Below are 18549 nucleotides of genomic sequence, written 5' to 3'. Positions count from 1 at the left end.
CAGAATTTGTGGCCCCCGTAGGCCCGGTAAGCGTAGCGCCACCGGGCAACAGGTGACCCAAAACAAGCGAGCAATTTGCATGTCTAAATCCGTACAGAGCAACAGCGCGGTTCTCGTTCACTTTACGCTGAAGCTGGATGACGGCTCTACGGCCGAATCCACCCGCAACAACGGCAAACCAGCCCTGTTTCGTCTTGGCGATACCTCCCTGTCTGAAGGTCTTGAGCAGCAGCTTCTCGGTCTGAAAGAGGGTGAGAAAAAAGCCTTTTCGCTGGAGCCGGATGCCGCGTTTGGCGTGCCAAGCCCGGATCTGATCCAGTACTTCTCCCGTCGTGAGTTTATGGACGCGGGTGAACCGGAGATCGGGGCAATTATGCTCTTTACCGCTATGGACGGCAGCGAAATGCCTGGCGTGATCCGCGAAATCAACGGCGACTCGATTACCGTTGACTTCAACCATCCGCTTGCCGGGCGCACTGTCCATTTTGATGTAGAAGTGCTGGAGATCGATCCGGCACTGGAGGCCTGAAATGCAGATCCTGTTGGCTAACCCGCGCGGTTTTTGCGCCGGTGTAGACCGCGCTATCAGCATTGTTGAAAACGCGCTGGAGATTTACGGCGCGCCGATTTACGTGCGTCACGAAGTGGTGCACAACCGCTACGTGGTCGACAGCCTGCGCGAGCGCGGTGCGATTTTTATCGAGCAGATCAGCGAAGTGCCGGACGGCGCAATTCTCATCTTCTCCGCGCACGGCGTCTCGCAGGCGGTACGCAACGAGGCGAAAAACCGCGATCTGACCGTTTTCGATGCCACCTGTCCGCTGGTGACCAAAGTGCATATGGAAGTGGCGCGCGCCAGCCGTCGCGGTGAAGAGTCAATTCTGATTGGTCACGCCGGTCACCCGGAAGTGGAAGGCACCATGGGCCAGTACAGCAACCCGGAAGGGGGCATGTATCTGGTTGAGTCACCGGAAGACGTCTTTACGCTGAATGTGAAAAACGAAGCCCGACTGTCGTTTATGACCCAGACGACGCTTTCCGTGGACGACACCTCAGACGTGATTGACGCCCTGCGCCAGCGCTTCCCGAAAATCGTCGGGCCGCGCAAAGATGATATCTGCTACGCAACCACCAACCGTCAGGAAGCCGTGCGCGCGCTGGCTGAACAGGCGGACGTGGTGCTGGTGGTCGGCTCGAAAAACTCCTCTAACTCTAACCGTCTGGCCGAACTGGCGCAGCGTATGGGGAAAGCGGCGTTTTTAATCGACGACGCAACGGACATTCAGGAAGCGTGGGTGAAAAACGCGGTCTGCGTCGGTGTTACCGCAGGCGCTTCAGCGCCGGATATTCTGGTGCAGAACGTCATTGCCCGCCTGCAAGAGCTGGGCGGTGGCGAAGCGGTGCCGCTGGAAGGCCGCGAAGAGAACATTGTCTTTGAAGTGCCGAAAGAGTTGCGTATTGACGCGCGAGAAGTGGAATAGTTCTTTATCTGATGAAAGGCCAGCACCTCCTGTGCTGGCCTTTTTTTTGCCCCAAACTTTATCGTGACGACAAAATCATGTCTTTTACTGATATTTAAGTCGGTTTCACGTTAAATTCTAATTATCGGTGTTTTCAGTTGGCAGGCTTTGCCAAGGCTGGTTAATCTGAAAACGGTTTACATCATTTTAACGTAAGAGAATAACTATGCATGATGCACAGATCCGCGTTGCTATTGCGGGCGCGGGTGGACGTATGGGTCACCAGCTGATTCAGGCGGCACTACAGATGGATGGCGTGGCACTCGGCGCGGCGCTGGAGCGTGAGGGTTCATCCCTGCTGGGAGCCGATGCAGGCGAACTGGCGGGCGCGGGCAAGACAGGCGTAACCGTACAGAGCAGCCTTGAGGCAGTGAAAGAAGACTTTGATGTGTTCATCGACTTTACCCGTCCGGAAGGCACGCTGGCTCATCTGGCGTTTTGCCGTCAGCACGGTAAAGGGATGGTGATTGGTACCACTGGTTTCGATGATGCCGGTAAACAGGCCATTCAGGACGCAGCCACCGACATTGCGATTGTCTTCGCTGCGAACTTTAGCGTCGGCGTTAACGTCATGCTGAAACTGCTGGAAAAGGCAGCGAAGGTGATGGGCAATTATACCGACATTGAGATTGTTGAAGCACACCACCGCTATAAAGTTGATGCTCCATCAGGCACGGCGCTGGCGATGGGCGAAGCGATTGCTCATGCACTTGATAAAGATTTAAAAGAGTGCGCGGTCTATACCCGTGAAGGACATACCGGCGAACGCGTGCCCGGGACAATTGGTTTCGCAACCGTTCGTGCAGGCGATATCGTCGGTGAACATACGGCGATGTTCGCCGATATTGGCGAACGTGTTGAGATTACCCACAAAGCGTCAAGCCGCATGACGTTTGCGAATGGTGCAGTTCGCGCCGCTTTGTGGCTTAACGCGAAGGAAAAGGGTCTTTTTGATATGCGAGATGTGCTTGATCTCAATAATTTGTAAGCGATATTACCCATCGTGATGTGGTTATTGCAGTCGTAATTACTTGATTGCATGGGGCAATAATTTATTGCCCTCTTATTTTATCCGTTTTAGATAAAAAATAATGCTTAGGCGGTATAAAGCTTATTGATGTGCCATTTTTCTGTGAAATATATGTAAATTTTGACCATCTGGTCCACTTTTTGTCACCCGCCTCCCTAAAATTCTAACAAACCTGCCGCGCAAGCGTTTTCCGGAATGATTTACCTGATCTTTTTGCCCATTAAATCCCATTCCAGATGCCAGGCTTGCAAAAGAATAAACAAAACTCCCGTTTTAAGTTGACTTTTACATGGCAAATCCCCAGAATGCCGCCGTTTGCCAAAAATCCGCTGGCAACACATTTGCATTGATCCATGATATGGTTATGAATTAATATGCAAATAAAGTGAGTGAATATTCTCTGGAGGGTGTTTTGATTAAGTCAGCGCTATTGGTTCTGGAAGACGGAACCCAGTTTATCGGTCGGGCCATAGGGGCAACGGGTTCGGCGGTTGGGGAAGTCGTTTTCAATACTTCAATGACCGGTTATCAAGAAATCCTCACTGATCCTTCCTATTCTCGCCAAATCGTTACTCTTACTTATCCTCATATCGGCAATGTCGGCACCAATGCGGCTGACGAAGAATCCTCTCAGGTACATGCGCAAGGCCTGGTCATTCGCGACCTGCCGCTGATTGCCAGCAACTTCCGCAACACCGAAGACCTCTCTTCTTACCTGAAGCGCCATAACATTGTGGCGATTGCCGATATCGATACCCGTAAGCTGACGCGTCTGCTGCGCGAGAAGGGCGCACAAAACGGTTGTATCATCGCAGGGGATAACCTCGATGCGACGCTGGCGCTGGAAAAAGCGAAAGCCTTCCCGGGTCTGAACGGTATGGACCTGGCGAAAGAAGTGACCACGGCGGAAGCCTACAGCTGGACGCAGGGTAGCTGGACGCTGGAAGGCGACCTGCCGGAAGCGAAACCGGAAAGCGAGCTGCCGTTCCACGTGGTGGCCTACGATTTTGGCGCCAAGCGCAACATCCTGCGTATGCTGGTTGACCGTGGCTGCCGCCTGACGGTCGTCCCGGCACAAACGTCTGCGGAAGATGTTCTGAAGATGAACCCGGACGGCATCTTCCTCTCTAACGGTCCTGGCGACCCGGCGCCGTGCGACTACGCTATCGACGCCATCAAGTCCTTCCTTGAAACCGATATCCCGGTATTCGGCATCTGTCTCGGCCATCAGCTGCTGGCGCTGGCGAGCGGAGCGAACACCGTCAAGATGAAGTTCGGCCACCACGGTGGTAACCACCCGGTGAAAGATATCGACAACAACACGGTGATGATCACCGCGCAGAACCACGGCTTCGCTGTGGATGAAGCGACGATGCCAGCTAACCTGCGCGTGACGCACAAATCACTGTTCGATGGTACCTTGCAGGGTATCCATCGTACCGATAAGCCTGCGTTCAGCTTCCAGGGCCACCCTGAAGCCAGCCCGGGCCCACACGATGCCGCACCGCTGTTCGATCACTTCATCGAACTTATTGAGCAATACCGTAAGATCGCTAAATAATCAGGAGCTGAGAAGACCATGCCAAAACGTACAGACATAAAAAGCATCCTGATCCTTGGCGCTGGCCCGATTGTCATCGGCCAGGCCTGTGAATTTGACTACTCTGGCGCGCAGGCGTGTAAAGCCCTGCGTGAAGAGGGTTACCGCGTCATTCTTGTGAACTCTAACCCGGCGACCATCATGACCGACCCGGAAATGGCGGATGCGACCTACATCGAGCCGATTCACTGGGAAGTGGTACGCAAAATTATCGAGAAAGAGCGTCCGGACGCGGTGCTGCCGACCATGGGCGGCCAGACGGCGCTGAACTGTGCGCTGGAGCTGGAGCGTCAGGGCGTGCTGGAAGAGTTCGGCGTGACCATGATCGGTGCGACCGCCGACGCGATTGATAAAGCAGAAGACCGTCGCCGCTTCGACGTGGCAATGAAAAAAATTGGCCTTGATACCGCGCGTTCCGGTATCGCGCACAATATGGAAGAAGCGCTGGCCGTTGCGGCTGAAGTGGGCTATCCGTGCATCATCCGTCCATCGTTCACCATGGGCGGCACCGGCGGCGGCATTGCCTACAACCGCGAAGAGTTTGAAGAGATTTGTGAGCGCGGCCTGGATCTCTCCCCAACCAAAGAGCTGCTGATTGATGAATCGCTGATTGGCTGGAAAGAGTACGAGATGGAAGTGGTGCGTGATAAAAACGACAACTGCATCATCGTCTGCTCCATCGAAAACTTTGACGCGATGGGGATCCACACCGGCGACTCTATCACCGTTGCGCCAGCTCAGACGCTGACCGACAAAGAGTACCAAATCATGCGTAACGCCTCGATGGCGGTACTGCGTGAAATCGGCGTGGAAACCGGCGGCTCTAACGTGCAGTTCTCGGTGAACCCGAAAACCGGCCGTCTGATTGTTATCGAAATGAACCCGCGCGTGTCCCGTTCCTCCGCGCTGGCCTCCAAAGCCACCGGCTTCCCGATTGCGAAGGTGGCGGCGAAACTGGCGGTGGGTTACACCCTTGACGAGCTGATGAACGACATCACCGGTGGCCGCACCCCTGCGTCCTTCGAACCGTCCATCGACTACGTTGTGACTAAAATTCCTCGCTTTAACTTCGAGAAATTCGCCGGCGCCAACGACCGTCTGACCACCCAGATGAAATCTGTTGGTGAAGTCATGGCGATTGGCCGCACGCAGCAGGAATCCCTGCAAAAAGCGCTGCGTGGCCTGGAAGTGGGCGCGACCGGCTTTGACCCGAAAGTCAGCCTGGACGACCCGGAAGCGCTGACCAAAATCCGCCGTGAGCTGAAAGACGCGGGCGCAGAGCGTATCTGGTACATCGCCGATGCCTTCCGCGCGGGCCTGTCCGTCGACGGTGTATTTAACCTGACTAACATTGACCGCTGGTTCCTGGTGCAGATTGAAGAGCTGGTGCGTCTGGAAGAGAAAGTGGCGGAGCTGGGCATCAACGGCCTGGACGCTGACTTCCTGCGTATGCTGAAGCGTAAAGGCTTCGCCGATGCGCGTCTGGCTAAACTGGCGGGCGTGCGCGAAGCGGAGATCCGCAAGCTGCGCGACCAGTATGACCTGCATCCGGTTTACAAGCGCGTGGACACCTGTGCGGCAGAGTTCTCGACCGATACCGCGTACATGTACTCCACCTATGAAGACGAGTGCGAAGCGAACCCGTCCGTCGACCGCGACAAGATTATGGTGCTGGGCGGCGGTCCAAACCGTATCGGCCAGGGCATCGAGTTTGACTACTGCTGCGTACACGCCTCTCTGGCGCTGCGCGAAGACGGTTACGAGACCATCATGGTCAACTGTAACCCGGAAACCGTCTCGACCGACTACGATACCTCCGACCGCCTCTACTTCGAGCCGGTTACCCTGGAGGACGTGCTGGAAATCGTGCGCATCGAGAAGCCAAAAGGCGTGATCGTGCAGTACGGCGGCCAGACTCCGCTGAAGCTGGCGCGCGCGCTGGAAGCAGCAGGTGTACCGGTTATCGGCACCAGCCCGGATGCGATTGACCGTGCGGAAGACCGCGAGCGTTTCCAGCAGGCGGTTGACCGTCTCAAGCTGAAACAGCCGGCGAACGCCACCGTGACCGCGATTGAAATGGCCGTTGAGAAAGCGAAAGAGATCGGCTACCCGCTGGTGGTGCGTCCATCCTACGTACTGGGCGGCCGCGCGATGGAAATCGTCTACGACGAAGCGGACCTGCGTCGCTACTTCCAGACGGCGGTGAGCGTTTCCAACGATGCGCCAGTGCTGCTCGACCGCTTCCTCGACGACGCGGTTGAAGTCGACGTGGATGCCATCTGCGACGGCGAAATGGTGCTGATTGGCGGCATCATGGAGCACATCGAGCAGGCGGGCGTGCACTCGGGTGACTCCGCCTGTTCTCTGCCAGCGTACACCCTGAGCCAGGAGATTCAGGACGTGATGCGCCAGCAGGTGCAGAAGCTGGCCTTCGAGCTTCAGGTTCGCGGCCTGATGAACGTTCAGTTCGCGGTAAAAGACAACGAAGTCTATCTGATTGAAGTCAACCCGCGTGCGGCGCGTACCGTACCGTTTGTCTCTAAAGCGACCGGTATTCCGCTGGCGAAAGTGGCGGCGCGCGTGATGGCTGGCCAGACGCTGGCTCAGCAGGGCGTCACGAAAGAAATCATCCCGCCGTACTACTCGGTGAAAGAGGTGGTGCTGCCGTTCAACAAATTCCCGGGCGTTGACCCGCTGTTAGGGCCAGAGATGCGCTCTACCGGGGAAGTAATGGGCGTGGGCCGCACCTTCGCAGAAGCGTTTGCGAAAGCGCAGCTGGGCAGTAGCTCCACCATGAGAAAATCTGGCCGTGCGCTGCTCTCCGTTCGCGAAGGCGATAAAGAGCGCGTGGTTGACCTGGCCGCCAAGCTGCTGAAACAGGGCTTCGAGCTGGACGCCACTCACGGTACGGCGATTGTGTTGGGTGAAGCGGGTATCAACCCGCGTCTGGTGAACAAAGTGCATGAAGGTCGTCCGCACATTCAGGATCGTATCAAGAATGGCGAATATACCTACATCATCAACACCACCGCAGGACGCCAGGCGATTGAAGACTCCAAGCTGATTCGCCGCAGCGCGCTGCAATACAAAGTGCACTACGACACCACCCTGAACGGCGGTTTCGCAACAGCGATGGCGCTGAATGCGGATGCCACCGAGAAGGTGATTTCGGTGCAGGAAATGCACGCGCAGATTAGCAAGTAACCCCCATTGCCCGGTACCGTTCGGTTACCGGGCAATTTTCCCATCTTAAGAACCTTCTGGTTTTTCATCCGCTTTCAGTCAGTTAGCCTAAAATAGTTAGGTCGATAACGAAAATTCAACTGAGAGCAGGGGAATACACCATGCAAAATAAATTACTGATCGCTTCCGTTCTGGCTGCCACCGCAATGTTCACCGTGGCGGGCTGTTCGTCCAATCAGGCCGTAAAAACCACCGATGGCAAAACGATTGTTACTGACGGGAAACCGCAGGTGGATGACGATACCGGTCTGGTATCGTACAAAAACGCCGAAACCGGTCAAACTGAACAGATTAACCGCGACCAGGTTAAATCAATGGGTGAGCTGGATAACTAAAAAAAAGCAGTGGCACATGCCACTGCTTTTTTGCTTCAGAATGATCGATTACCACCGATGGTTTAACAAAATATGACCGCCGTATGCGGCATAGCTGTTTTCACCCCATTCGCCGCTGGCTCGCAGGGAGATTGTCGTGGTTTCGTTCAGGTTGCCGGTTACGCCCAGCTCTAACTGACCACGATCTTCCGGCGTATCGTTGCTGACGGTCTCGTCGTTGAATGCCAGATCGTTTTGACCAGCACCTTTCAACCAGTTAACCGCGACGTACGGCTGCCAGGCCTTGACGTCCTTCTGCTGGAAGTAGCTTGCTTTAACGCCGAGACGACCAAAGACGCTGTCGTTGTCCAGGGTAGTGACGCGTACGCCGTCGCGATCGGTATGATTTTCCTGATCGAGATAGCTGTAGATCACCTGCGCCTGCGGCTCGATCTTCCAGGTACGTTCATTTTCTGACTGGATAACCCACGCGTGGCCGACTTCAACAGACGCGGCGAAACCTTCGCTATCGTAGTCTTCGTCGTTGCGGTTGCTGGTGACTTTGTTGTTGTACCAGCTGTATGCGGCCCAGGTATCAACGTAGCTGCCCAGACGTAATTTCTGATCTTCCTGCCAGGTGGCGTAAAGCCCAACATTGAAACCATCAACCTTACCCTGTGCGTCACGCACGTTGTGCTTCGCATCAGAGTGGGTCTTCGCCTGGCCTGCACCGAACATCCCGCCAGCACGCAGGATACCGTTATCCATTGGCTTGCTCATGAAATCGCTGCCGACTTGCAGTACGGTCGTGGTGGTGTCATAGCTGACTTTATCGCCACCCGCATCGTTCTCGTGATAGCGACCCTTAACGTACATCCAGGTGTTCAGGTCGTCTTCATTGCGGAAGGTGATCTGGTCGCGATCGTCACGTTTATGCAGGAACATGCCCTGTGCGGCAAGGTAGTTGCCTAAGTAAGCACCCACTTCAGGCGCCATGACTTCCGGCGCATTGTTACCGCCGTTGTCAGTGCTACCGCCGTTGTCGGTGTTGCCGCCGTTGTCAGTGTTACCGCCGTTGTCGGTGTTACCACCGTTGTCGGTGTTACCACCGTTGTCGGTGTTACCGCCGTTATCGGTGTTGCCGCCGTTGTCAGTGTTACCGCCGTTATCGGTGTTACCGCCGTTATCGGTATTACCGCCGTTATCGGTGTTGCCGCCGTTATCGGTGTTGCCGCCGTTATCGGTGTTGCCGCCATCATCGGTATTGCCACCGTCATCGGTGTCGTCAGAAGGATCATCAGAAGGCGTCGCCTTTGATTCCAGATACCAGTTGCCGTCACTGTGCTGGTAGAGGTTATATTCCCAGGCGCCTGCGACGACCGGTTTTGCCAGCGTCAGTTGGGCTTCGGAACTGCCGCCGATGCTGACAATTTCCATACCGTTAATGGTTTGCGCGCCTGCGCCGCCAATGTTGGTAATGCTGACGCCGGACTGACCGAAGCTGCTGCCCGTAATAGTGAGGTGGTCAGTTGGTGAATTATCTTCACCCAGGGTGCTGTTCATCACAATCTGGCTACCGTCAGAGCCGGTGTAGTCGCCATTAATCGTAAAATTATTGCCAACGCTATTATCAGCCGCACTGAGTAACAGCGTACCACCATTAGTCACGTTACCGTTGATGGTATCGACGTCGGAAGCGCTGAGCGTGGAGTTACCCTGGACGGCATTCCATGCCGCCAGCGTACCGCCGCTAAGAACTGCGATGTTGTTGTTCACTTCGCCTGCGGTGGCAAAGGTCGCGCCATTTTCAACGGTAACAGTGGCGTTACTGCCCTTGACGCCGAGCGTTGCGCCGGTGGAGACCAGCGTGGTGCCGCCGTGCAGAACCGTATCCCCTGTGTAGCTATTTTTGCCCGTCAGGGTCAGGGTGTTGGAGTCTACTTTTTCGACGTTACCGCTACCGGTCATGTCGGTGGCGAAAGTGAAATCGCTACCCTGATTGAAAATGACGGTACCGTTGTTGGTGATCCCACCGCTGAGCATCGCAGTTTTTTCGCCATCGCCCAGTTGCAGCGAGGCGTCTTTGGCCACCCGCGTATTACCGGTGTTGGATACTTCGCCCGCCAGGGTTAACGCGCCCTTGTCTATCAGCAAGGAGTCGCCAGAGCCAATAATGTCAATATCGCCCGACAGCGCCCAGTTTTCGCCGTTCATTGTGACGCTGGCAAAACCGTCCCCTTCATTCAGACCCACAAAATTGCTGTCTTCTGTACCGGTGCCGATCAGAGTGAGGGTGTTTCCCGTGGAATTGGTGGAAATAACGTCACCGACAAGGACGGAACCCGTATCAAGCACCAGCGTGTTATTTTTATTGCTGGCAAAAATAATAGCGGCTGTATTACCACTAATCGTTCCGCTATTCTTGATATCCAATTTTGCAGTATCTTTTACATTGATACCGTTCTCGGTTCCCTGCACAAGGGCACTGTTAGTAAGCTTGGTGTTGCCATTAGTTGCCGTAATAGCATCACCATTTGTACCGATAATTGCGCCACTGTTATTAATGCCAATACCATACCGAGTACTTAGACCCGTTTTTCCTTTTATCATTCCGGTGCTGGTATTGATAATGTTTACTGCGGAAGAGTTTTCGCCGACAAACATGCCATTTTCCGCACCGATAATATTTCCACTGTTATTAAAATCACCGAGCATTGACTGAATATTAACAGCATTCGCGGTGGTGGAGGAAATGGTTGCACCGATGTCGTTATTAATTAAAATGCGCTGTTCACCAGTATTAATATCCAGGCCATTTCCCGTGCCAGAAATATTGCCATAATTAGTGGTAGTAGTGGTAGTAAACCCAGTGACAGACACCGCCGCTTCACTACCCGCGGAGGATATCGTCACGTCTTTATTAATAACATATTCAGCATCGGCTGAAAAATCTTGAGGGACTGAGGTTGATTGATCAATGATTGCAGAAAATGCAACCGCGGGGGTGCATATCAACAAAGCAGGAAATATCTTCCCTAGAGTTTTGGTTGTATTATTTAATTTGAAGAATTTTTTGCTCATGTACACATCCATTTGAGTGAGAAGGAACATCAGATAACGTGTGTAAAACGTATATTGACTATCTTTAAGGTTGAGCTCAAAACAAAAAAGCATAAAATTATTATTTTTTCAATGAGTTATGTACAGGTTGATTTATTAAAATATGACTTAAGATAATCTAAAAATATTCGTTAAAAATATGAGTCTGCATAATCATTTTGCAGGGTTAATTCGTCGCTAGCGTGGTGCTCCTTCTTTCGCGTCAGTCGCGTTTGTATGGCGACAAAGGTTGCCAATCCTTGCGATTTACTTTGAAGCGGTCGTTAGCCTCTTTCAGTTGGGGGGGGAACTGTCTACACTCATTGCTACAAGAAAAGCAGAAGACAGGCATATTCATGGTTCTGATAATTTATGCGCACCCCTATCCGCAGCATTCGCATGCGAATAAGCGGATGCTTGAGCAGGCAAGGACGCTCGAAAACGTAGAGATACGTTCCCTCTATCAACTCTATCCTGATTTTAATATCGATGTCGCCGCCGAACAGGAGGCGCTCTCTCGTGCCGATCTGATCGTCTGGCAGCATCCGATGCAGTGGTACAGCACCCCTCCGCTGCTGAAATTGTGGATCGACAAAGTTTTCTCCCACGGTTGGGCATACGGACACAACGGCAACGCGCTTCATGGCAAAAGCCTGATGTGGGCTGTTACCACCGGCGGGGGGGAAAGCCATTTTGAGATTGGCGCCTTCCCCGGATTTGACGTGCTGGCGCAGCCGCTCCAGGCTACTGCCCTTTACTGCGGTCTGAACTGGCTTCCGCCTTTTGCGATGCACTGTACCTTTGTCTGCGACGATGAAACCTTGCAGGCGCAGGCTCGTCACTACAAACAACGCTTACTTGAGTGGCAGGAGACGCACAATGGATAGCCATACGCTGATACAGGCGCTGATTTATCTTGGCGCGGCGGCATTAATTGTGCCCGTGGCGGTTCGTCTGGGGCTGGGCTCGGTGCTCGGCTATCTGATTGCCGGGTGTGTAATTGGCCCCTGGGGTTTTCGGCTGGTGACGGATGCCGAGTCGATCCTGCATTTTGCGGAGATCGGCGTGGTGCTTATGCTGTTCGTGATTGGCCTGGAGTTGGATCCGCAGCGGCTGTGGAAACTGCGCGCCTCGGTGTTTGGCGGAGGCGCTCTGCAAATGCTGGCCTGCGGTCTGCTGTTGGGCGGGTTCTGCATTCTGCTCGGGATGGAGTGGAAAGTCGCGGAGTTGATCGGCATGACGCTGGCGCTCTCCTCGACGGCTATTGCCATGCAGGCTATGAACGAGCGTAACCTGACGGTGTCGCAAATGGGGCGCAGCACCTTCTCCGTACTGTTGTTCCAGGATATTGCTGCCATCCCGCTGGTGGCGATGATCCCGCTGCTGGCAACCAGCGGCGCATCAACGACGCTGGGGGCATTTGCCTTATCAGCGCTGAAGGTTGTTGGTGCGCTGGCGCTGGTTGTTCTGCTTGGTCGCTACGTAACGCGTCCGCTGCTGCGCTTTGTTGCTCGCTCTGGCCTGCGCGAAGTATTCAGCGCCGTTGCGTTATTCCTGGTGTTTGGTTTTGGATTGCTGCTTGAAGAGGCCGGGCTGTCGATGGCAATGGGCGCCTTCCTCGCGGGGGTCTTACTGGCTAGCTCCGAATACCGTCACGCGCTGGAAAGCGATATCGAGCCGTTTAAAGGATTGCTGCTGGGGCTGTTTTTCATCGGCGTCGGGATGTCTATCGACTTCGGGACGCTGGTGACCCATCCGCTGCGCATCATCATTCTGCTGGTGGGTTTCCTGGTCATTAAAATGGCGATGCTGTGGCTGATCGCCCGCCCGTTAAACGTGCCAAAACCGCAGCGTCGCTGGTTTGCCGTGCTGCTGGGGCAGGGGAGTGAGTTTGCTTTCGTGGTCTTTGGCGCAGCGCAGATGGCAAATGTACTCGATCCGGAATGGGCAAAAGCGCTGACGCTGGCGGTTGCGCTGTCGATGGCCGCAACGCCGATCCTGCTGGTGTTGCTGACGCGTCTGGAAAAAACGGGAAGCGAACAGGAACGAGAAGCCGATGAGATCGACGAGGAGCAGCCGCGGGTGATCATCGCCGGATTTGGCCGCTTCGGGCAGATTACCGGCCGTTTACTGCTCTCCAGCGGAGTCAAAATGGTTATCCTCGATCACGATCCTGACCATGTGGATACGCTGCGTAAATTCGATATGAAAGTATTTTACGGTGATGCGACCCGGGTTGATCTGCTGGAATCCGCCGGCGCGGCGAAGGCCGAGGTGCTGATTAACGCCATCGACGATCCAGAGACCAGTATGCAGATGGTTGAGCTGGTCAAAGAGCATTTTCCGCATCTGACCATTATCTCTCGTGCGCGCGATGTGGATCATTACATCCAGCTCCGTCAGGCGGGTGTGGCAGCCCCTGAACGTGAAACCTTCGAAGGGGCGCTCAAATCTGGCCGCATGGCGCTGGAAAGCCTGGGACTTGGCGCGTATGAAGCGCGTGAGCGTGCCGATTTATTCCGCCGTTTTAACCATGAGATGGTGGAAGAGATGGTGGCGATGGCGAGCAGTACGGCAACCGAACGCGCTGCGGTGTTTAAACGCACCAGCACCATGCTGACGGAGATCATCAACGAGGATCGTAATCACCTGTCGCTGGTTCAGCGCCACGGCTGGCAAGGAACGGAAGAGGGCAAGCATACCGGTGATCCTGAGGATGAACCGGAGAGTAAACCCTCTGCGTGAAGTGGAGTTGCCAGCAATATTAAAAAATTTCTAATTCTTTACCCTGCCGCCAGTCGACGAAAGATTAAGCTTTCCGTATAGTGGCGGCAATTTTTTGCATCCGGGAAATTTTCAATGATCAGTCTGATTGCAGCGCTGGCGGTAGACCGCGTTATCGGCATGGAAAACGCCATGCCGTGGAACCTGCCTGCCGATCTCGCATGGTTTAAACGTACTACGTTAAACAAGCCGGTAGTGATGGGCCGCCTGACCTGGGAGTCGATTGGTCGTCCATTGCCGGGTCGTAAGAATATTGTGATCAGTAGCCAGCCGGGCACTGACGATCGCGTGCAGTGGGTTAAGTCCGTTGATGAAGCCATTGCCGCCTGCGGCGATGCCGAAGAGATCATGGTGATCGGCGGCGGGCGTGTGTATGAGCAGTTCCTGCCAAAAGCGCAGAAACTGTATCTGACGCACATTGATGCGGAAGTGGAAGGGGATACCCATTTCCCGGATTACGATCCGGACGAGTGGGAGTCTGTATTCAGTGAGTTTCACGATGCGGATGCGCAAAACTCGCACAGCTACTGCTTCGAAATTCTGGAACGTCGTTAACGGTTTTATCCTCTCCTCGAAGGGAGAGGATAAACATCTTCAGGAGGCGACCGCCTCACCTTCGCCTAAGTCCAGCTGTCGGTTGGATGGCTGCACAAAGTAGGTCTTATCTTCCCAGCGTAAGCAGGTTAAATCCCCGCCCCAGCAGCATCCGGTATCCAGCGCGTAGATATTTTCCGGGGTGCCTTTTCCTTCCAGCGATGCCCAGTGCCCAAATACCACGCTATATTCGTTTGTCACGGGGCCCGGAATGGCAAACCACGGCTTAAGCGGCGCAGGCGCATTTTCCGGCGTATCTTTGCAATACATATCCAGCTGTCCGTTCGGGAAGCAGTAGCGCATGCGCGTAAAGGCATTGGTGATAAAACGCAGTCGCGCCAGGCCGCTGAGATCATCACTCCAGTTATTTGGCATGTCGCCGTACATCGCATCGAGGAAGAACGGGTAGGAGTCGCTCGCCAGCACCGCTTCGGCGTCGCGCGCGCAGGTTTTTGCCGTCTCAAGATCCCACTGAGGCGTGATGCCGGCATGCGCCATCACCAGTTTTTTCTCTTCGTCAATCTGTAGCAGCGGCTGGCGACGCAGCCAGTTGAGCAACTCATCGGCATCCGGCGCTTCCAGCAGGGGGGTAATGCGATCTTTCGGCTTATTACGGCTGATCCCGGCGTATACGGCCAGCAGATGCAGATCGTGGTTGCCCAGCACCATGCGCACGCTGTCGCCCAGCGATTTGACATAGCGGAGAACGTCCAGGGAACCGGGACCGCGCGCCACTAAGTCGCCCGTCAGCCAGAGCGTATCCTGCCCGGGGGTGAAGTCGACCTGTTTTAATAATGCGATCAGTTCATCGTAGCAACCGTGAACGTCGCCAATCAGATATGTAGACATTAGATTAATGAATAAGTGTAGGTACGGCGAGACGGAATACGGGAATAGCAATGCGGAAAGCATTACCGTCGGCATCGACCATTTCGTAATGGCCCTGCATGGTACCCAGCGGCGTTTCAATTACCGCGCCGCTGGTGTACTGATACTCTTCGCCAGGGGCGATATGGGGTTGTTCACCGACCACACCTTCGCCCTGGACTTCAATTTCACGGCCATTGCCGTTGGTGATAAGCCAGTAGCGCCCGAGCAGTTGCACAGGCATCCGCCCCAGATTGCGAATGGTTACGGTATAAGCAAAGACAAAACGTTCTTCATCCGGTGTGGATTGGGACTCAATGTAGACGCTTTGAACCTGAACACAGACGCGGGGCGAATCAATCATGGCTTAGCTCTCCTTCGGCGGCGCATTGTCGCTGATGTAATTAGCCAGCTTGCAGTACTGCTCTACGGAAATATTTTCCGCACGCATTGCCGGGTCGATGCCCAACTCAGCTAATACGTCAACGGTAAACAGATTGCCAAGGCTGTTACGAATCGTTTTACGGCGCTGGTTAAAGGCTTCTGTCGTGATACGGCTCAGCACGCGCAGGTCTTTGACCGGGTACGGCATCGTTTTATGTGGCACCAGGCGCACAACCGCAGAATCTACCTTTGGCGGTGGCGTGAATGCGGAAGGCGGTACTTCTAATACCGGGATCACGTTGCAGTAATATTGCGCCATCACGCTTAAACGACCATACGCTTTACTGTTCGGCCCTGCAACCAGACGGTTAACGACCTCTTTTTGCAACATGAAGTGCATGTCGGCAATGGCATCAGTATAGCTAAACAGATGGAACATCAGCGGGGTGGAGATGTTGTACGGCAGGTTACCGAACACGCGCAGCGGCTGTCCCATTTTTTCTGACAGTTCGCCAAAGTTCATGGTCATCGCATCCTGCTGATAAATCGTCAGCTTCGGCCCGAGGAACGGGTGCGTTTGCAGACGCGCGGCCAGATCGCGGTCGAGTTCGATAACGGTCAGTTCGTCGAGGCGTTCGCCTACCGGCTCGGTCAGCGCGGCAAGTCCCGGGCCGATTTCGACCATGGCCTGACCTTTCTGCGGATTAATGGCAGAAACGATACTGTCGATCACAAACTGATCGTTGAGGAAGTTTTGCCCGAAGCGTTTACGGGCTAAGTGGCCCTGATGGACTCGATTAGTCATTGAGTATTAACAATCATTTTGATGGCGAGATTAAGCGCCGTAATAAAACTGCCGACATCCGCTTTTCCCTGGCCTGCCAGATCCAGCGCAGTACCGTGGTCAACGGACGTTCGAATAAAGGGTAAACCGAGGGTGATATTCACCCCGCGGCCAAAGCCCTGGTATTTTAGCACGGGCAGACCCTGATCGTGGTACATCGCGAGTACGGCGTCGGCATTATCCAGGTATTTGGGCTGGAAAAGGGTGTCGGCAGGCAGAGGCCCGCTGAGGTTCATCCCCTTCGCCCGCATCTCCTCAAGCACCGGAATGATGGTGTCGATCTCTTCGGTGCCCATATGTCCGCCCTCACCCGCGTGCGGATTCAGGCCGCAAACCAGCACATGCGGCTGCGGAATGCCGAATTTGGTTTGCAGATCGTGATGCAAAATGCCAATGATCTCACGCAGGAGTTCAGGCGTAATGGCATCCGGAATGGCTTTGATCGGCAGGTGCGTTGTCACCAGCGCAACGCGCATTGCTTCGGTTGCCAGCATCATCACCACTTTCGGGCTGTGCGAACGCTCTTCGAAAAATTCGGTATGCCCGGTAAACGGAATGCCCGCGTCATTGATCACGCCTTTATGCACCGGACCGGTGATCAGGGCGGCAAATTCGCCCTGAAGGCAACCGTCACAGGCGCGCGCCAGCGTCTCGACAACGTAGTGGCCGTTTTCGGTGTGTAACTCGCCGGGGACAACAGGCGCACGAAGCGGAACAGAAAGCAGGGTGAGAGTACCAGACTGCTGCGGTGCGGGCTGTTGGCCTTCAACGTAAGGGAGGAGCGTTAAAGGCAGACCGAGCAAAGCTGCCCGGTCTTGTAACAGTGTTGCATCTGCACAGACAACCAACTCTACCGGCCAGCTGCACTGGGCGAGCTGAACCACCAGGTCAGGCCCAATCCCGGCGGGTTCGCCGGGGGTGATCACAACACGATGCGGTTTCATCAGTTGCTCAACACTTTCACGTAAGCGCTGGCGCGTTGTTCCTGCATCCAGGTTGCGGCTTCTTCAGAGAACTTACGGTTAAACAGCATGCGATACGCGCGGTCTTTCTGCGCCGCGTCGGTTTTATCCACGTTGCGCGTGTCCATCAGCTGGATCAGATGCCAGCCGAAGGAAGAGTGTACCGGCGCGCTCATCTGGCCTTTATTCAGCTTCATTAACGCATCGCGGAAAGCCGGATCGTAAATATCAGCGGCCGCCCAACCCAGGTCACCGCCCTGGTTTGCAGAGCCAGGATCCTGAGAGAACTCTTTTGCTGCTTTATCGAAGGTGGTTTTACCGCTCTTGATGTCTGCGGCGATCTGTTCCAGCTTCGCACGGGCCTGATCGTCAGTCATGATCGGAGACGGCTTAAGCAGGATATGACGCGCGTGAACTTCAGTAACCGAAATGTTCTGGCTCTGGCCGCGCAGGTCGTTCACTTTCAGAATGTGGAAGCCCACACCGGAACGGATTGGACCGACGATATCGCCTTTCTTCGCGGTGCTCAGCGCCTGGGCAAACAGGGATGGCAGCTCCTGAATACGCCCCCAGCCCATCTGGCCGCCTTTCAGCGCCTGCTGGTCAGCGGAATAGGTGATCGCCAGCTTGCCGAAGTCATCGCCATTACGCGCCTGCTCAACGATAGCGCGCGCCTGGCTTTCCGCCTCTGCCGCCTGATCGGAGGTTGGGTTTTCCGGCAGTGGGATCAGGATGTGGCTCAGGTTAAGCTCTGTGCTGGCATCATTCTGATTCCCCACCTGTTTTGCCAGGGCATCCACTTCCTGCGGCAGGATGGTGACGCGGCGACGGACTTCATTATTACGCACTTCTGAAATCAGCATCTCTTTACGGATCTGATTGCGGTAGGTGGCGTAGCTGATGCCGTCATAGGTGAGGCGGCTACGCATCTGGTCCGGGGTAATGTTGTTCTGCTTTGCAATGTTGGCGATCGCCTGATCGAGCTGCTCGTCAGAGATCTTCACACCCATTTTCTGGCCCATTTGCAGGACAATCTGATCCATGATCAAACGTTCCAGGATCTGGTGGCGCAGCGTAGCGTCATCCGGAAGTTGTTGACCTGCCTGGCCCGAGTTGAGCTTTACAGATTTCATCAAACCGTCAACGTCACTTTCAAGCACGACGCCGTTGTTAACCACAGCCGCGACTTTATCGACAACCTGTGGGGCCGCGAAGCTGGTATTCGCAACCATAGCGACACCGAGTAGCAGCGTTTTCCAGTTCTTCATACTTTTTCCATTTCAATTAACCGCAAAGCGGATTACGTTG

General features: G+C 54.7%; 15 protein-coding genes. 9 read left to right on the top strand and 6 right to left on the bottom strand.

Annotation, left to right across the window (positions count from 1 at the left end):
• The first annotated feature begins 79 nt into the window (after positions 1–79).
• The 6 genes from fkpB to DD606_RS00370 all read left to right on the top strand — a co-directional run bounded on the left by fkpB (position 80) and on the right by DD606_RS00370 (position 7728).
• Positions 80–529: an FKBP-type peptidyl-prolyl cis-trans isomerase gene (gene fkpB, locus DD606_RS00395; RefSeq protein WP_003856450.1), complete on the top strand. Its 450-nt coding sequence runs from the start codon at positions 80–82 to the stop codon at positions 527–529.
• Position 530: 1 nt separating this feature from the next.
• Positions 531–1481 (top strand): 4-hydroxy-3-methylbut-2-enyl diphosphate reductase, encoded by a 951-nt coding sequence (gene ispH, locus DD606_RS00390; RefSeq protein ID WP_003856448.1) that lies wholly within the window; start codon positions 531–533, stop codon positions 1479–1481.
• Between the two features lie 205 nt (positions 1482–1686).
• Entirely contained in the window at positions 1687–2508 is an 822-nt protein-coding gene (dapB, locus tag DD606_RS00385; protein WP_109948595.1) for a 4-hydroxy-tetrahydrodipicolinate reductase, read from the top strand.
• A gap of 454 nt (positions 2509–2962) precedes the next feature.
• Complete coding sequence (gene carA / locus DD606_RS00380) at positions 2963–4111, top strand: glutamine-hydrolyzing carbamoyl-phosphate synthase small subunit (RefSeq protein ID WP_032608475.1); 1149 nt, start codon at positions 2963–2965, stop codon at positions 4109–4111.
• An 18-nt stretch (positions 4112–4129) separates the two neighbouring features.
• Positions 4130–7354, top strand: coding sequence for a carbamoyl-phosphate synthase large subunit (gene carB / locus DD606_RS00375; RefSeq protein WP_023315370.1), 3225 nt, complete (start codon positions 4130–4132; stop codon positions 7352–7354).
• Positions 7355–7494: 140 nt separating this feature from the next.
• Entirely contained in the window at positions 7495–7728 is a 234-nt protein-coding gene (locus tag DD606_RS00370; protein WP_003856439.1) for a YgdI/YgdR family lipoprotein, read from the top strand.
• A gap of 48 nt (positions 7729–7776) precedes the next feature.
• Here DD606_RS00370 and DD606_RS00365 read toward each other — a convergent pair whose 3' ends face one another.
• Positions 7777–10788, bottom strand: coding sequence for an autotransporter outer membrane beta-barrel domain-containing protein (locus DD606_RS00365; RefSeq protein WP_080461308.1), 3012 nt, complete (start codon positions 10786–10788; stop codon positions 7777–7779).
• A gap of 374 nt (positions 10789–11162) precedes the next feature.
• On the opposite strand from DD606_RS00365, the gene kefF reads away from it, so the two are divergent.
• From kefF to folA, 3 genes are all read left to right on the top strand, one after another.
• On the top strand, positions 11163–11693 hold the full coding sequence (gene kefF / locus DD606_RS00360) for a glutathione-regulated potassium-efflux system oxidoreductase KefF (protein ID WP_003856435.1): 531 nt from the start codon (positions 11163–11165) through the stop codon (positions 11691–11693).
• Positions 11686–13551, top strand: a complete 1866-nt coding sequence (kefC, locus tag DD606_RS00355; RefSeq protein ID WP_003856433.1) for a glutathione-regulated potassium-efflux system protein KefC — start codon at positions 11686–11688, stop codon at positions 13549–13551. Before kefF ends, kefC begins: the two co-directional genes overlap by 8 nt.
• Before the next feature lie 114 nt (positions 13552–13665).
• Positions 13666–14145, top strand: coding sequence for a type 3 dihydrofolate reductase (gene folA / locus DD606_RS00350; protein ID WP_003856431.1), 480 nt, complete (start codon positions 13666–13668; stop codon positions 14143–14145).
• Positions 14146–14184: 39 nt separating this feature from the next.
• Here folA and apaH read toward each other — a convergent pair whose 3' ends face one another.
• The 5 genes from apaH to surA are packed head-to-tail and all read right to left on the bottom strand — an operon-like array spanning position 14185 to position 18509.
• Positions 14185–15033 (bottom strand): bis(5'-nucleosyl)-tetraphosphatase (symmetrical) ApaH, encoded by an 849-nt coding sequence (apaH, locus tag DD606_RS00345; protein ID WP_015572649.1) that lies wholly within the window; start codon positions 15031–15033, stop codon positions 14185–14187.
• Between the two features lie 4 nt (positions 15034–15037).
• The gene (gene apaG / locus DD606_RS00340) at positions 15038–15415 is read right to left on the bottom strand and encodes a Co2+/Mg2+ efflux protein ApaG (RefSeq protein ID WP_003856425.1); all 378 of its coding nucleotides are present in this window, start codon (positions 15413–15415) and stop codon (positions 15038–15040) included.
• Between the two features lie 3 nt (positions 15416–15418).
• Positions 15419–16240: a 16S rRNA (adenine(1518)-N(6)/adenine(1519)-N(6))-dimethyltransferase RsmA gene (gene rsmA / locus DD606_RS00335; RefSeq protein WP_003856423.1), complete on the bottom strand. Its 822-nt coding sequence runs from the start codon at positions 16238–16240 to the stop codon at positions 15419–15421.
• Positions 16237–17226 carry a 4-hydroxythreonine-4-phosphate dehydrogenase PdxA gene (pdxA, locus tag DD606_RS00330; RefSeq protein WP_160863213.1) on the bottom strand — a complete coding sequence of 330 codons (990 nt, stop codon included), beginning with the start codon at positions 17224–17226 and terminating at the stop codon, positions 16237–16239. Before pdxA ends, rsmA begins: the two co-directional genes overlap by 4 nt.
• On the bottom strand, positions 17223–18509 hold the full coding sequence (gene surA / locus DD606_RS00325; RefSeq protein WP_129258063.1) for a peptidylprolyl isomerase SurA: 1287 nt from the start codon (positions 18507–18509) through the stop codon (positions 17223–17225). The genes pdxA and surA overlap by 4 nt, the downstream gene beginning before the upstream one ends.
• Between the last annotated feature and the right edge of the window lie 40 nt (positions 18510–18549).

Source organism: Enterobacter cloacae complex sp. GF14B, assembly GCF_004136805.1.
Classification (GTDB): Bacteria; Pseudomonadota; Gammaproteobacteria; order Enterobacterales; family Enterobacteriaceae; genus Enterobacter; species Enterobacter hormaechei_C.
Note: the sequence above shows the minus strand (reverse complement) of the source record. Positions and strands in the feature narration are given on the sequence as shown.

Bases quoted from the DNA above. Each gene is read 5' to 3' on its own strand.
- fkpB (WP_003856450.1), top strand. From the start codon at position 80: ATGTCTAAATCCGTACAGAGCAACAGCGCGGTTCTCGTTCACTTTACG.
- ispH (WP_003856448.1), top strand. From the start codon at position 531: ATGCAGATCCTGTTGGCTAACCCGCGCGGTTTTTGCGCCGGTGTAGAC.
- dapB (WP_109948595.1), top strand. From the start codon at position 1,687: ATGCATGATGCACAGATCCGCGTTGCTATTGCGGGCGCGGGTGGACGT.
- carB (WP_023315370.1), top strand. From the start codon at position 4,130: ATGCCAAAACGTACAGACATAAAAAGCATCCTGATCCTTGGCGCTGGC.
- DD606_RS00370 (WP_003856439.1), top strand. From the start codon at position 7,495: ATGCAAAATAAATTACTGATCGCTTCCGTTCTGGCTGCCACCGCAATG.
- DD606_RS00365 (WP_080461308.1), bottom strand. From the start codon at position 10,788: ATGAGCAAAAAATTCTTCAAATTAAATAATACAACCAAAACTCTAGGG.
- kefF (WP_003856435.1), top strand. From the start codon at position 11,163: ATGGTTCTGATAATTTATGCGCACCCCTATCCGCAGCATTCGCATGCG.
- kefC (WP_003856433.1), top strand. From the start codon at position 11,686: ATGGATAGCCATACGCTGATACAGGCGCTGATTTATCTTGGCGCGGCG.
- folA (WP_003856431.1), top strand. From the start codon at position 13,666: ATGATCAGTCTGATTGCAGCGCTGGCGGTAGACCGCGTTATCGGCATG.
- apaH (WP_015572649.1), bottom strand. From the start codon at position 15,033: ATGTCTACATATCTGATTGGCGACGTTCACGGTTGCTACGATGAACTG.
- apaG (WP_003856425.1), bottom strand. From the start codon at position 15,415: ATGATTGATTCGCCCCGCGTCTGTGTTCAGGTTCAAAGCGTCTACATT.
- rsmA (WP_003856423.1), bottom strand. From the start codon at position 16,240: ATGACTAATCGAGTCCATCAGGGCCACTTAGCCCGTAAACGCTTCGGG.
- surA (WP_129258063.1), bottom strand. From the start codon at position 18,509: ATGAAGAACTGGAAAACGCTGCTACTCGGTGTCGCTATGGTTGCGAAT.